Source organism: Janthinobacterium rivuli (assembly GCF_009208735.1).
GTDB lineage: Bacteria > Pseudomonadota > Gammaproteobacteria > Burkholderiales > Burkholderiaceae_D > Janthinobacterium.
This window is the reverse complement of record NZ_WFLJ01000005.1, coordinates 299103-312338: the sequence shown is the minus strand read 5'-3', so window position 1 is coordinate 312338 and position 13236 is coordinate 299103. Positions and strand designations below refer to the sequence as shown.

Below are 13236 nucleotides of genomic sequence, written 5' to 3'. Positions count from 1 at the left end.
CCTTACGACAAGTTGGAATACTTTCTGTTTTTTTGGGAGCGCAGCGGCTTAAGCATGGTCGAGCTAGCTGGAGCTATGTTCGACACATACGGCGTTGTTTATCACGACGCTTAATCGGCTGCGGTGGTATATGTCGAATGCGTCAGATCTATGTCTGCTTCGGGGCGGAAGCGGACATTACAAGTTTTACCTGTTTTGCGGAGTAAACGCCCCTTTCTTGTATTCATTAGCATTATTAAAGGCGGTAAAGTTTAATGTCATTGCTGTGCGCATTGACAATGGTTGAATGAATATGGTGAAGACAGGGCAATTCTGCATTTCTTGCTGTTTATCGTGCCGTATATTTGTTTGTAAATCAGGAGAAGTATTGAATGACTGTTTTTAGTATCGGCAACACCAATTTTGAAGTGGATGTGGCGAAATCAAGCATTAGTCTGGAAGCCCATGGCAGCGGCATGCTGGAGCTCAATATCGATATTCACGGCGACGATGAGGTGTTTATGCGCTTGACCGAGCCGGAGGATGCGGAATGGTCGTGGGCGTTGTATCCGCCGGCATTTTTCCTGCATGGCTTGCGCATACCGAAAGGGCAGGGAGGAGCGCTGGCGATCGGGATGCTGGATATGCATCCCGAGGCAGAGGAATCGGGTATCTATATGATGGAGTACGGTGACGTGTCGGCTGTCAACATCATTGAATTGTCGGCGGATCGACTAGCGATGTCGGGCATGGTGGACTTGTGCGGCAAGCACCTGCCATTTCATATCGATATGCCGCGCGGATAAGGATGGGCTTGGTCCCTTCCGGATCGGAATGCGCCCCATTGGTGCGCATTCCCCGGCGAGTCCGGCCCCTGTTGCTGCTAATTTACTGCAGCTTCAACGCCTTCGCCACATCGCCCCACGCCACATACTTGAAGTTCTGCGGTCCGTCGGGCAGGCGCTTGTAGCCGTCCTGGATCACCAGCATGCCTTGCGCGTACGCGCCGCCCAGGTTGGCGGAGGTGACGTCGAGGCCGTCCGTTTCCGAGGTGCCGTCGATGCCGGCGGGTAAATTGAAACCCACCTTGAAGCGGCCGCGAACCTTGTACGGCGCTTGCGCGTCGAGCACCACGTAGCTGCTGTCGCCCTGGCTGGAAACGATCAGGTAGCCGGTGTTGGGCGCGCCCCCCGGCTGGCGGTAGATGGCCATGCCTTCCACGTCGGCCGTTAATTGCGCGCCGACGGGCAAGACCATGGCGAGGGCGTCCGGCTTGGCGGCGTCGGCCGAGGTGGTCCAGATGCCGCGCGTTTCCTCGCCCAGGAACAAGCGGGCGTTGGCGTCGTCGGCCACGCAGCCTTCCGGTTGCGTGGCGACCTTGAAGCTGCGCAAGAGGGTGGCGCTGAACTTGTTGCCTTCCAGGCCGATGCTGTACTGCTGGAAAGTGCCGTCCTTGTCGTTGATGAACGCTTCCACGCCGCCGCTGGCCGGTTGGTACAGACACATGCCGTAGATGCTTTTCAATCCCGTAGGGAAGCGGCCCGCTTCCGCCACCTCGCCATCGGCATTGATGGTGAACAGCATCATGCTGTTGTCGTCGCGCTGGGTGGCCACGGCCAGGTCGACCTTGCTGCCACCCAACTGGATGTTCTGCCGCACGTCGACGTTGTTCAGACGGCCCACTTCCAGCAGCTGCGTCTGCTTGCCTTGCAAGTCGTAGACGAGCAGCCCTTGTTTCTTGTTGGTGCCGAGGATGCGCGCGTCGGCGGGGTTGGGCGACAGCCAGATGGCCGGATCGTCGGCCGCGTCGCCCTGGCGTGCCATTGGCTCCGTCTGCGCTTGCGGGGCGATGATGGCGACAGGGGGCTGGGTTTCTTCCTTGCCGCTCCATTTCAAGGGTCGCGCTTGCCAACCGTTCTTGCCGCGCAGCAGTAGCGACTGCTTGTCCAGCACCAGCTGGCTGTCGCCCTTGCGCACGTTCAAGGCGACCGCCTGGGCTGGCTGCGCCGTCCATTTACCACCCTGATGGGCCAGCAGGTGCAGTTTGTCCGCCTTGCCATCGAGCACGGCCACGCCGCCCGGCAGCACGGCCAGTGCACCGGCGCCGCCGTCGAGCTGGCCGTACGGCTTGCGCAGGGCCACCGCTTCGCGCTTGCCCATGCCTTCGGACTCGGCGTCATACGCCCACACGCCCATGTTGGCCTCGCTCACCAGCAGGCGCTGGGCGCCATCGTCGACCCGGCAATGTTTCGCGTGCGGCGGCAAGGCCAGTTTGCGCACCAGGCTGCGCTGTTCGCCCTGCATCACCCACTGTTCCGCTTGCCCATCCTTGCCGATCAAGAACAGATGGGCTAGCTGCTGGGCGTCGAGGTACAGGCACGACGCTTCCACCGAAAAGGTGGGAACGGGAAACGGCGCCAGCTTGACCAGCTTGCCGGCTTGCACGTCGACGTTGACGGGCAGGGGACGTTGCGTGTCCGCTTCCAGGAAGACGGCCAGCACCTGATTGCCATCGCTGCGCGTGTCGAGCTGCTTGGCGCGCACGGCGATGCGGTCCTGTTCCTGGCCGGCGGCATTGAACAGGCGCAGACCGTGCTTGTCCAGGGTCAGCCAGCCGCCGCCGGGCAGGCGCGCCAGTTCTTCCGCTTCCTGCGTGAACGAGGGCAAGGTGTTGGCGGGGACGGCGAAGACGGCACCTGTGGCGCAGAAGGCGGCCAGCAAGGCGCCGCAGAGTACGGTTTTTTTCATGGTATTGGAAATCATCATCAGAAGGCGCTGGCTTTCAGGCTCACTTTGAACGTGCGGCCGTATTGTTCGTTCTGCACGTTGTATTGCTTCGTGCCCTGGTAGACATAGTATTTTTCGTTGTTCAGGTTGGCCGCTTCAAAGACCAGCTGGAACTGCTTGTTGATCTGGTACGACAGCGAGAAATCGAGCTGCTTCTGGCCGGCGACGATATGGTCCTGGCTTTGATCGAGGATGTCGTTGCCCATTTCCAGCAGGTATGGCGATTTGTAGTTGAGGGCCAGGCGGGCGCTGACCGGGCCCGTTTCATAGCCCAGCATCAAGTTCATCACCTGGTTCGACTGGCCTGGCAGGCGGATGTCGCGGTTCATCTGTTTGTTCGTCGCCTTGTCGAAGCGGCCGATTTGCGCGCTCGACGTGCTCAGGGTGCCGTTCACGCCGACGAGGAAACGATTGAAGGGCGCCGGCAGCATGCGCAGCGGCTGCATGTAGGCCAGTTCGATGCCTTTTACTTTCGCCGCGTCGCCGTTCGCATACGACGTCGCCGTCGTGTAGCCAGTCCACTGGCCCGTGCCGGCCAGGTTGGTCGTGTAGGTGAAATTCTTGATGTCCTTGTAGAAACCGTAGGCGGACATCACGCCGTCATTGCCTAGCACGCGCTCGATGCCGAGGTCGAGGTTGTTCGCCTTCAGCGGTTTCAAGTCCGGGTTGCCGATCACGGCTTCCGTGTTGCTGGCCAGGCTGATGCCGGGCGCCAGCTGGCTGAAGTTGGCGCGCACGACGGCTTGCGTCCAGGCGGCCCGCACGCTGGTTTTTTGATCGACGTCATAACGGGCTTGCAGGTTCGGCAGCCAGTTGGTGTATGAACGTTCGCGCGTCAGGGGCGTGGCGACGCCGGTGCTGTCCACCTGCGAGCCGTTTGCTTCGAAACTGGTGCGCTCGGCGCGCACGCCACCGAGAATGTGCCAGGCGTCGAAGTCATAGCTGTTCTGCACATACATGGCGTTGATGTCTTCATGCATGCGGTAGTCGTTGATGATGGACTCGGTGGCCAGGCGCGCCTTGCCGCGGTCCAGTCCCGCCACGCGGGCGCGGATGAGCGACGGGTCCAGCGCCACGCCTATGTTGCCCAGGTCATAGTCGAGATTGTGGCCCTGCACGAAGTTGCTCATTGACGTGGAGCCGGCGCCCCAGTAATTGCCGCTCGACGCCTTGCTGCTGTTGTACGCCCATTGATCCGTGTCATTGGTTTTTTCGCGGCGGCTGACCTTGGCGCCGAATTTCAGGGTGGCGATGTCGAACTTGCGCGCCAGGTCGATGCGCGCGTGGTGTTCATTGTCCTTCGAGTAGCGCTTTTGCAGGGTGATGGCGTTGAGCGCATAGCTGGCCGGGTCGTACAGCGAGACGGGGCCGCTCAGCTTGGGTTCTTGCGTATCCGTGAAACGGATGCCGGCGAAATTGCTGATGCCGCGGAAACGGCCGTCGTTCAGGGATTCCGGCGTGTCTTCCGCGGCGCGGCTCAGGCCGCCTTTCACGTCCAGCGTCCAGTCGCCCGATTTCTGCTGCGTGCCCAGCACCAGCGAACGCACTTGCTGCGTGTACTTGCGCTGGCGGATGCGGCGCTCGGCGCGCGCGCTGGCCGTCTGGTCTTCGGCCAGGCTGCCGCCCGCGATATTGCTGATGGTCAGGCGGTCGCGCACTTCATTGTCGGAAAATTCGCTGACGAACGAGCGCAGGAACCAGCTGTTGCCCGCTTCGGGACGGTAATCGAGGTTGACGGCCAGGGCGCCGCGCTTGCGCACGGGCAGGTAGTCGCGCAATTCCAGACCCGACAATTTCCCCTTGCTCCAGGCGCCGCCCGTTTCCACGTCATCGGAGCCGAACGAACGTTTTTCCGCGCTCAGGCCGGCTGCCACGCCCAGTTTGCCGTCGAGGAAGCGCTGGGCCCACAGGGCGCCGCCGCTGGGGCTGGTCTTGCCCGTCTTTTCATCGTAGCTGGCGCCCACGTTGGCCGACAGCAGCTGGCCCGGCAAGTCGAAGGCGGACAGCGATTTGACTTCGACGGTGGCGCCCAGCGAGTTGGCGTCCATTTCCGGCAGCAAGGTCTTCGAGACTTCCAGCGTGCGGATCAGGCCGGCAGGCAGGATGTCGAGCGCCACGGCGCGGCGGCCCGCTTCCGGCGACGGCACCAGCGCGCCGTTGATGGTGACGGCATTCAGGTCCGGGCCCAGGCCGCGCACCGTGATGTAGCGGCCTTCGCCCTGGTCGCGCTGCACGGACACGCCCGGCAAGCGGGCCAGCGCCTCGGCCGCGTTTTTATCGGGCAAGCCGCCGATATCGTCGCTGCTGATGACGCTGATGATGTTGTCGGCTTTCTCTTGCGCCGCGATGGCGTTGCGCAGGCTGGCGCGCTGGCCGCTGACGAGCACGGTGGCGGCCGGCTGGCCGTCCGCATCTTGCGCTTGCGCGTTGCTGTGGCCGCTGAAGACGGCCATGATGCCGACGGCCAGAGCCGTCAGGCGCAGCGGGGAGGGAGTCGAAGTGTGCATGGTTTTCATGAAGAGCTCGGTTAGGGAGGAAGGAACCGGGCGGATTCTAGGCAGCAAATATGACGGTTGCGTGACAGGGTCGGGCTTGCCACTGTGAAAACAACGGTATGTGAACGCTTTCCGGCCGAAAATGAACCGAGGTGAGCTGAAATGACCTGCCAGCGTCAGGCGCATGGGCAAGGGCTTGCCGGATTTGCATCGGGCGCATAGGCAATGGTGAGCCGTTTGCACCTGCCGCACGGGCGTGGCGCATGTCATCGTGCCGTCATGGGCAGGCGCTATCGTGGCGACAGCACCACTTTTAAAGGTTTCCCACATGCTGCCGTTGCACCGTAACAGCCTGATCGCCGCCGCGCTGGCCTTGCCCCTGTTCTTGTTCCTGTACGCCACACTGGGGCACCCCAAACCGTTTGCCGTCTGGAAGTGGATGGATATCGTCTGCGAAGGCGGCACGGCCGTCATGGCGGGCATCTGGTTCCTGTTCACCCTCAGCAGCCGTCCCCGCGGGCTGGTGACGAGCCTGATCGCCGGCGGCCTGTGCGCCATCATGCTCGGTTCCTGGGCCGATTGCCTGGACGAATTCTTTGCCGTCGATAAGCGCGCCGTGTGGGATAACTGGCTGGAAGGCCTGATTCCGTTTGGCATGCTGCTGCTGACGATCGGCATGTATTACTGGCGCCAGGAACAGTTCCGCCTGAACGAACACCTGCAAAAGCGCGAACGCCTGTTCCGCGACCACCGCGCCTTCGACCGCATCACGCAGCTGGCCGACGCCAGCTACCTGCGCACGCAGATGCGCCTGGAGCAGGAGCGCCGGCCCGGCCTCGATTGCGCGCTGGTCTTGCTCGACATCGACAGTTTTCACCTGATCAACCGCGAATACGGCCACCGCGAAGGCGACCGCGTGCTGCAAGCCGTGGGCCACATGCTGCTGTTAAACCTGCGCAATGACGATTTGCTGTGCCGCTATGCGGGCGACCGCTTTGCCGTGCTGATGCCGGGCGTGTCGCGCGAAGATGCGGCCGTGAAGGCGCGCCACCTGTGCGCCATGGTGGGGCAGATGCGCCACCACGCCAACGACAACCGCGAAATCCGCCTGAGCCTGCGGCATGCGTGCGCGTTGACCGATGGCGTGCCGGAAGTGGTGCTGGCCGAGCTGAGCCGGGCCGTGGAAACGCCGCGCGCCGGTGCCGGGATCAGTTCCGCCGCGCCTGCCTGATGCCGCTGAACCAGCAGGGCGACCCAAGCATCGCGGCCCATCACCAGCCGGCGCTGGTGCTCGATTACGCGCGCAGCCGCGACCTGGCCACGGCGCCGCTGCTGAAGGGCACGGGCCTCGATGGCGGCGCGCTGCCGTCCGCGGAAAGCCAGGTCAGCGCCGCGCAGTACCTGCAATTGCTGGCCAACGTGGCGCGCGGCCTGGACAGCGCCGACACCAGCTTCATGCTGGGCCAGCAAATGCTGCCCGGCCATTACGGCGCGGCCAGTCATGCCTTGCTGCAGGCGCAGAATCTGCGCCAGGCCTTGACCATCCTGTGCGATTTTCATACCTTGCTGTGTCCCTTGCTGCAACCGCGCTTGCGCGCGGCGGGCGACATGCACGTGCTGTACTGGGTCGATGCGTTTGGCGCGCCCAGCCAGTTGCCGTTTCTGGTGGAAATGCACATGACGGCGCTGGCGGCCATGTGCCGCTGGCTGGCGGGAGAGTCGTTGCCGTGGCGCTTTTGCTTCAACCGCGCGCGACCCCGTCACGTGGAGCAGCACGAGGTACACCTGGGGCAATCCCTGCGTTTCGATTGCCAGGTCGATGCCATGCTCATCGATTCCGGCTGGCTCGACAAGCCCTGGCCGCGCGGCAATGCCACGGCCGCCGCGCTGGCCTTGCGCGCGGCGGCCGTGGCGCCCGTGCCCGCCTCCAGCCTGCTCGGTGCGCTGTACGACTACCTGCTGGCGAACATCCGCTGCGCGCCCACGCTGGAGCGCACGGCGCAGGAGTTCGGCGTCAGTCCCGCCACCTTGAAACGCCACCTGGCGCGCCATGGCACGCATTTCCAGGCCGAGCTGGACCAGGTGCGCGCGCACAAGGCGATTTATCTGTTCCATGCGCATGGCTACGATAACGACGCCGTGGCCGCCTATCTTGGCTTTCATGATGCCACCAACTTCCGCCGCTCGTTCAAGCGCTGGACGGGGCAAACGCCGCAGTTATTACGTCACGCGCTGGCCTTGTTTGTTGCTGGTTAAAGACGTTCCGCACGCGGCGTTGCGCGCCAGCGCCACGGACAGTCGTTCCTGCGGGAACAATTGCCCGTTCTGCTACATCCATAGTACACTCGATCAGAGAGCGAACAGACGCGCTTTGAGGCGCTCCGGCACGGCGTCACGCGACGCCGCAACGCCGCCATTCCGATGGCGGGCCGGCGGCAGACGACCGGTGTGCCGTGCCTTAACCCCGCCTGGAAATTGGCGTGCCCAACGTGGTGCGCCGGAAACCGGGCAACTTGATAATGCTCAATCGTGTATTCACAATCGCAGATCGATCCAGTCGTCAGTTTCCGCAACACCCAGGGTGAGGCGGTGCGCGGCACGATTTTCAACTTGCAGCGCAATTCGCTGGTCATGGAAATCTACAATCCATACTCGATTGTGCAGGTCAGCGAGGTGCTCAATGACGTGACCGTGCGCATGGGGGCGAAGAACGCCTACGTGGGCAAGGCCGTCGTCATCAGCAGCGTCAACACGGGCCTGACCGCCATCGTTTCCGTGACCCTGATCGACGAGTGGCGCGAGCTGAGCGACGTGGTCGTGGTCAAGGGCGCCGTGCATAAAGAGTCCAGCGCCTTTGTCGCCGGCTGGGGCGAGCGCTTCCGTATCCGCCGCGACTACCAGATCGTCGTCAACGAAATGCGCGCCTTCCTGTCGGAAGTGGCGCGCTGGGTCGAGCAGGTGGACTTGTCGGACTCGCTGCCGAAGGAAAACGGCCGGCTGCGTCCCGATATCTTCGATGAGCTGGCGTTGCCGCTGATGGAGCAGACCCAGCTTTACTTGCGCCAGCTCGAGGTGGAGGCGTCCCTCGTCGAGGAAGAGCGGGCGCCGGCCCACCGCGCCTTCGCCCAGGCGGCGCTGCATCCGCTGATCCTGCGCGCGCCGTTCGTCTTCCGCACGTTCACCAAACCGCTCGGTTACGCGGGCGACTACCAGATGGTCAACCAGCTGCTGGACGATCCGCGCCAGGGACCGAGCACCTATTTTCAGATCGTCAATGCGGCTTTCCTGCAGGCGGCCGTGGCGACGGCGCACCGCAACCGCATCGATATCCTGACGGAATTCCTGTCGCAAAAGGCGGCCGCGGCGCGCGTTGCGGGGCGCGTATATAAAGTGCTCAACGTGGGCTGCGGCCCGGCCATCGAAGTGCAGCGATTCCTGGAAACGTGCCCGGACGCGCAGTGGCTGGCGTTCGAACTGGTCGATTTCAGCAGCGAAACGCTGGACTGGACGCGCGCGCGCCTGACCACCATCATGCAGCGCACGGGGCGCGTGGTCGAGATCGATTATGTGCACGACTCCGTGCATAACTTGCTCAAACGCCGCCATGGCGCGGGCATCACGGGCTTGCCCGGCAGTTTTGACGCCGTGTATTGCGCCGGCCTGTTCGACTACCTGTCCGACAAGGTGTGCGCGCGCCTGCTGATGCATTTCGCCTCGCGCGTGGGGCCCGGCGGGCGCCTGCTGGTGACGAATGTGCACGCGAATAATCCCGGCAAGTTCGGCATGGAGCATTTGCTGGAGTGGCATTTGATCTATCGCAATGAAGAGGGCTTGTCGGCCTTGTTGCCCGAGCACGCAATCGATCCCTTGATCTATGTCGACGCCACGGGCGTGAATGTGTTTGCGGAAGTGAGCATTCCCTGATGGATACGCCAGGCCTGCATGCCGGCTACACGGCCGTTTTGCGCGACTTCCGCCTGGAATTCAGCCGCGGCGGGGCCTACACCGGCATCGTGCTGATCCTGCTGGGCATGGGCCTCGATTCGGCCCTGTATCCGGAGATGCAGTCGGCGTTTACCAGCGCGCGCGTGCTGGTTTCCGTGCTGATCTTCATCGTCGTACTGGCCATGCGCACGCGCTGGGCGCAGGACCGCATCCAGGGCCTGACTTTTGTGTGGCTGATCCTGCCGCAAATCATGATCGCCTGGATGATCGCCGTCACGGAAGGCGCCACTTCGATCTATTATGTGGGCATGACCCTGGCCATTTATTCGTCGGGCATCGTGCTGGCCTTCGGCTTGTGGCAAAACATGGTTTTCGGCGCTATCTCCTGTCTGCTGTACGTGGGCGCCTGCGCCTGGCATGCGGGCGGCTTCGACTTGCCCGGAACGTTCGTCGTCAACTGTTTGTTCCTCATCATGTCCGCCAGCATCAGCGCCGTGTTTACCTATTTCAATGAGCGAGCCCGTTTCATGCTGTTCCAGCTGAAGGCGGAAGTGGCGCAAAAGAACACGCAGCTGGAGGAAACCAATAAAAGCCTGGCCGATATCAAGGGCCAGATGCTGCAGCAAGAAAAAATGGCCGCCATCGGCACCCTGGCCGCCGGCATGCTGCATGAAGTCAACAACCCCGTGAATTTCTGCATGATGGCCATCGAGGTGGCGATCGAAGACCCGGCCGCCAAGCAAAGCGCGCTGGTCAGCGAATGCCTGGCCGACGCCAAGCAGGGCATGCTGCGCGTGCAGCACATCGTCTCGGACTTGAAGACCTTTGCCTACCGCAAGAGCGGCAACCAGCTGGAAACGGGGCATTTCCAGTTCCGCAGCGCGCTCGACGCGGCCATACGCCTGGTCGGGCATGAAACGAAGAATGTCAGCATCAGTCACGACTTGCCGGTCGACACCCTGGTGCGCGGCGACGAGGCGGCCATCGTGGGCGTGCTGATCAATTTGCTGGGCAATGCCGTGCTGTCCATGCGCAAGGGCAATGCGCCGCCGTTCGAGATCCGCATCACGGCCCACTGGGATGACAACCGTTTGCGCATCAGCGTGCGCGACAATGGCCCCGGCATCGCCCCGGAAAACCTGGCGCGCGTGTTCGAGCCGTTCTTCACCACGCGCGAAGTGGGGCAGGGCCTCGGCCTGGGCCTGAGCATCAGCTATGGCGTGATCGAGCGCCACGGCGGCACCCTCACGGCCGAAAGCGTGCTGGGCGAATGGGCCAGCATGAATTTCGACTTGCAGCGCTCCGATTGGGAGGGCCGCTAGCATGGACAACGATAGCCGCGCCAGCGTGCTGTACGTGGACGACGAGGCGCTCGCCTGCAAGTATTTCGAGCGCGCCGTCGGCCAGCGCTACCGCGTGCTGACAGCGCAGAGCGTCGATGCGGCGCTGGCCTTGCTGGAAGGCGAGGCCGCCCAGATCGACGTGCTCGTCACCGATTACCGCATGCCGGACCGCCTGGGCAGCGAGTTGCTGCAGGAAGTGGCGCAGCGCTATCCGCACATCGTCTGCATGCTCGTCACCGCGTACGCGGACAAGGACGTCCTGCTCGAACTGATCAACGGCGGCACCTTGTTCCGCCTGCTGGAAAAACCGCTCGACCTGGCCGCCATGCAAACGGCGCTGCAGCTGGCCGTGCAGACGGGACGCGAGCGCGCCGCGCGCCGCCAGGGCCTGGTGGCGATGGAGGAATCGCTGGCCTTCCTCGCGCATGAATTGAACACGCCGCTGGCGGCCATCGCCAATTTTGCGCGCGGCATCGCGCGGCGCGCGCAGGCGGACGCCGCACCGCAGGCCGAGATCGGCGAAGCGGCCGCCTTGATGCACGACAATGCGCGCTATTGCCTGTCCGTTCTGGCCAGCTTTGTCGACACGGTGCGCCTGGCCAGCGCCGGGCCCGGCATGCAGGGCGGACGCCGCGCCGGCAGCGCCCACCAGTTGCTGACCGCCTTGCTCGACAGCTATCCCTTGAGCACGGCCCAGCGCGCCGCCATCACGGTCGACGTGGGCGACGATTTTTCCATTGCCGAGTCGCCCAATTGCGTCGCGCTGATCCTGTCGTCGGTGCTGGCGAATGCCCTGCGTTCGGCCGGCGAACAAGCCCATCCGGCGATCGGCATCCGCATCGATGCCGGCCGTATCGCGGTGCGCGACAACGGCGCCGGCATCGCCCCCGAGATTGTCGAGCAGCTGTTGATCGACCCCGTCAGTGCCAGCGGCGGCGAAGGCAAGGGCTGGGGCATGGTGTTTTGCCACCGCATGATGCAGTCGTTCGGCGGCAACCTCGATATCGCCACCGAGTTTGGCAGTTCCAGCACGGTAACCCTGAATTTTCCAGTACATATAAGGAACGAGCATGATTGACGCCAATCTGCGTTTACCGGCTCAGCGTGAGTCGGCGCAAGGCTTGCCGACGATACTCTATGTCGACGACGAGGCCAACGCCCTCAAATACTTCCAGCGCGCCATCGCGCCGCTGGCCGAGGTACTGACGGCCACGTCCGTCGAGGAGGGCAAGCGCATCCTCGACGAGCAGGCCGACCGCATCGCCGTGCTCGTATCGGACCAGCGCATGCCGGGTGCCTACGGCAACGAGTTGCTGTCCTATGCCTGGGACCGCCATCCGCACATCGTGCGCATCCTGACCACCGCGTATTCCGAGCTGGAGCACACGGTGGAGGCCGTCAACCAGGGGCAGATCCACCGCTACATCCAGAAGCCGTGGGATATCGCGGCGCTGCGCATGGAATTGAAGCAGGCGCTGGAACTGGCGCGGCTGCGCAATGAACACGCCCAGTTGCTGCGCGAAAAGCTGATGGTGCGCCAGCGGCAAGCCGTCGCCAACCGTATCGGCACCCTGTACGCCCTGTGCGCCAGCCTGGCCGGTCCGGAGCAGCAGTTGCCCGTGGAAGCGTATTTGTCGGCGGCCCTGACGGCCGGCGTCACCCCGCCCGAGCCGGACTGGCTGTTGATGGATTATGCCGACCTGGTCAGTTCGGAAGCCTTCCGCGGCACGGCCTTCGCCGCCGCCGTGCGCCAGCAGCTCGATACGCTCGAACGCGAGCATCCGGGGCGGGGCGTGGAACAAGTGGTCGACATGCTGCTGCCCGTGTTTGGCGCGGCGCTGCAAAGCCAGGGCGGCACGGCGCTGTTCCTCGATGGCCGCCTGCTGACGGAATTCCTGGAAACGCCGACCACCACGCCCGTCTCGGCCATCCACTCGTTCTGGCTGGCCACCCTGCTGTGGCTGGCGCGGCGCGGCTGGTCGCTGCAGTTGAGTAAAACAGAAATGGGCTTGCAAGGCAAGGTGGTGCAGGCTGAACCGGCACTCACGCCGGATCACCTGGCGGCCTGGATCGAGCAGTTCTAATGGGGCACTAACTGAAACAGGGCCGCAAGGACCCTGTTTCAGCATGCCGCGAGTGAGTCTAGCGCTCCGCCGCCGTCTTCAGGTTGTTCAAGCCTTTTTCAAAATCCTTGCCGATCATCCTGTCCATGCTGACAAACACCGTCATGACCTTGCTGACGTAAGGGCTGGGGCCCGTCATGGTCCAGTTCACCTTGGTGCCGTCGCCTTCAGGCGTCATGGTAAACGTGGTGGTGTTATGGCTTTCGAACGGTTTGAGGAAGTCCAGCTTGATGACGGTGCGTTCGGGCTGGGCCGCTTCCGTGATTTCCATGCGGCCGGCGCCCACCTTGTCATTGCCTTGCCATGCATATTGCGCGCCCAGGCCATTGGACGGCCCCGTGAACGTGCGGCGCATGGCCGGATCGAGCTTTTCCCACGGCGACCAGGCGGCCCAGTAATGGAAGTCCGTGATCAGGGCGGCGATTTTCTCGGGTGGGGCCTTGACAGTGATTTCGCGCTGGACACTGAAGGTGTCGGGTTTGGTGGTGGCATAGCCGAGGATGGCGGCGACGACGACAACGATCAGCAGCAGGGTTTTTTTGATCATATGCTCTCCAAATCTTG

At 63.2% G+C, this 13236-nt stretch carries 10 protein-coding genes; 7 read left to right on the top strand and 3 right to left on the bottom strand.

Annotated elements, in window-relative coordinates; translation table 11 throughout:
* Positions 1-371 precede the first annotated feature (371 nt).
* The gene (locus tag GCN78_RS09045) at positions 372-785 is read left to right on the top strand and encodes a hypothetical protein (protein ID WP_152251404.1); all 414 of its coding nucleotides are present in this window, start codon (positions 372-374) and stop codon (positions 783-785) included.
* Between the two features lie 82 nt (positions 786-867).
* Here the strand turns inward: GCN78_RS09045 and GCN78_RS09040 are convergent, their stop codons facing one another.
* Together GCN78_RS09040 and GCN78_RS09035 are read right to left on the bottom strand one after the other, a co-directional pair.
* Entirely contained in the window at positions 868-2727 is a 1860-nt protein-coding gene (locus GCN78_RS09040) for a phytase (protein ID WP_226939544.1), read from the bottom strand.
* Positions 2728-2744: 17 nt separating this feature from the next.
* The gene (locus GCN78_RS09035) at positions 2745-5273 is read right to left on the bottom strand and encodes a TonB-dependent receptor (protein ID WP_226939543.1); all 2529 of its coding nucleotides are present in this window, start codon (positions 5271-5273) and stop codon (positions 2745-2747) included.
* A gap of 316 nt (positions 5274-5589) precedes the next feature.
* Here GCN78_RS09035 and GCN78_RS09030 point away from each other — a divergent pair, with 316 nt between their 5' ends.
* From GCN78_RS09030 to GCN78_RS09005, 6 genes are all read left to right on the top strand, one after another.
* Positions 5590-6492, top strand: a complete 903-nt coding sequence (locus tag GCN78_RS09030) for a GGDEF domain-containing protein (protein ID WP_152251401.1) — start codon at positions 5590-5592, stop codon at positions 6490-6492.
* The gene (locus GCN78_RS09025; RefSeq protein WP_193316672.1) at positions 6492-7517 is read left to right on the top strand and encodes an AraC family transcriptional regulator; all 1026 of its coding nucleotides are present in this window, start codon (positions 6492-6494) and stop codon (positions 7515-7517) included. The genes GCN78_RS09030 and GCN78_RS09025 overlap by 1 nt, the downstream gene beginning before the upstream one ends.
* 273 nt (positions 7518-7790) lie before the next feature.
* Positions 7791-9185, top strand: coding sequence for a class I SAM-dependent methyltransferase (locus tag GCN78_RS09020; protein ID WP_152251400.1), 1395 nt, complete (start codon positions 7791-7793; stop codon positions 9183-9185).
* Complete coding sequence (locus tag GCN78_RS09015) at positions 9185-10528, top strand: sensor histidine kinase (RefSeq protein WP_152251399.1); 1344 nt, start codon at positions 9185-9187, stop codon at positions 10526-10528. Before GCN78_RS09020 ends, GCN78_RS09015 begins: the two co-directional genes overlap by 1 nt.
* Position 10529: 1 nt before the next feature.
* Positions 10530-11627: a hybrid sensor histidine kinase/response regulator gene (locus GCN78_RS09010; protein ID WP_152251398.1), complete on the top strand. Its 1098-nt coding sequence runs from the start codon at positions 10530-10532 to the stop codon at positions 11625-11627.
* Positions 11620-12633 carry a response regulator gene (locus tag GCN78_RS09005; protein WP_152251397.1) on the top strand — a complete coding sequence of 338 codons (1014 nt, stop codon included), beginning with the start codon at positions 11620-11622 and terminating at the stop codon, positions 12631-12633. The genes GCN78_RS09010 and GCN78_RS09005 overlap by 8 nt, the downstream gene beginning before the upstream one ends.
* Positions 12634-12691: 58 nt before the next feature.
* Here GCN78_RS09005 and GCN78_RS09000 read toward each other — a convergent pair whose 3' ends face one another.
* Positions 12692-13219, bottom strand: a complete 528-nt coding sequence (locus GCN78_RS09000; RefSeq protein WP_152251396.1) for an SRPBCC family protein — start codon at positions 13217-13219, stop codon at positions 12692-12694.
* Positions 13220-13236 lie beyond the last annotated feature (17 nt).

Coding starts and splice junctions, on each gene's coding strand:
- GCN78_RS09035 (WP_226939543.1), bottom strand. CDS start 5,273: ATGCACACTTCGACTCCCTCCCCGCTGCGCCTGACGGCTCTGGCCGTC.
- GCN78_RS09010 (WP_152251398.1), top strand. CDS start 10,530: ATGGACAACGATAGCCGCGCCAGCGTGCTGTACGTGGACGACGAGGCG.
- GCN78_RS09005 (WP_152251397.1), top strand. CDS start 11,620: ATGATTGACGCCAATCTGCGTTTACCGGCTCAGCGTGAGTCGGCGCAA.
- GCN78_RS09045 (WP_152251404.1), top strand. CDS start 372: ATGACTGTTTTTAGTATCGGCAACACCAATTTTGAAGTGGATGTGGCG.
- GCN78_RS09015 (WP_152251399.1), top strand. CDS start 9,185: ATGGATACGCCAGGCCTGCATGCCGGCTACACGGCCGTTTTGCGCGAC.
- GCN78_RS09030 (WP_152251401.1), top strand. CDS start 5,590: ATGCTGCCGTTGCACCGTAACAGCCTGATCGCCGCCGCGCTGGCCTTG.
- GCN78_RS09000 (WP_152251396.1), bottom strand. CDS start 13,219: ATGATCAAAAAAACCCTGCTGCTGATCGTTGTCGTCGTCGCCGCCATC.
- GCN78_RS09025 (WP_193316672.1), top strand. CDS start 6,492: ATGCCGCTGAACCAGCAGGGCGACCCAAGCATCGCGGCCCATCACCAG.
- GCN78_RS09040 (WP_226939544.1), bottom strand. CDS start 2,727: ATGAAAAAAACCGTACTCTGCGGCGCCTTGCTGGCCGCCTTCTGCGCC.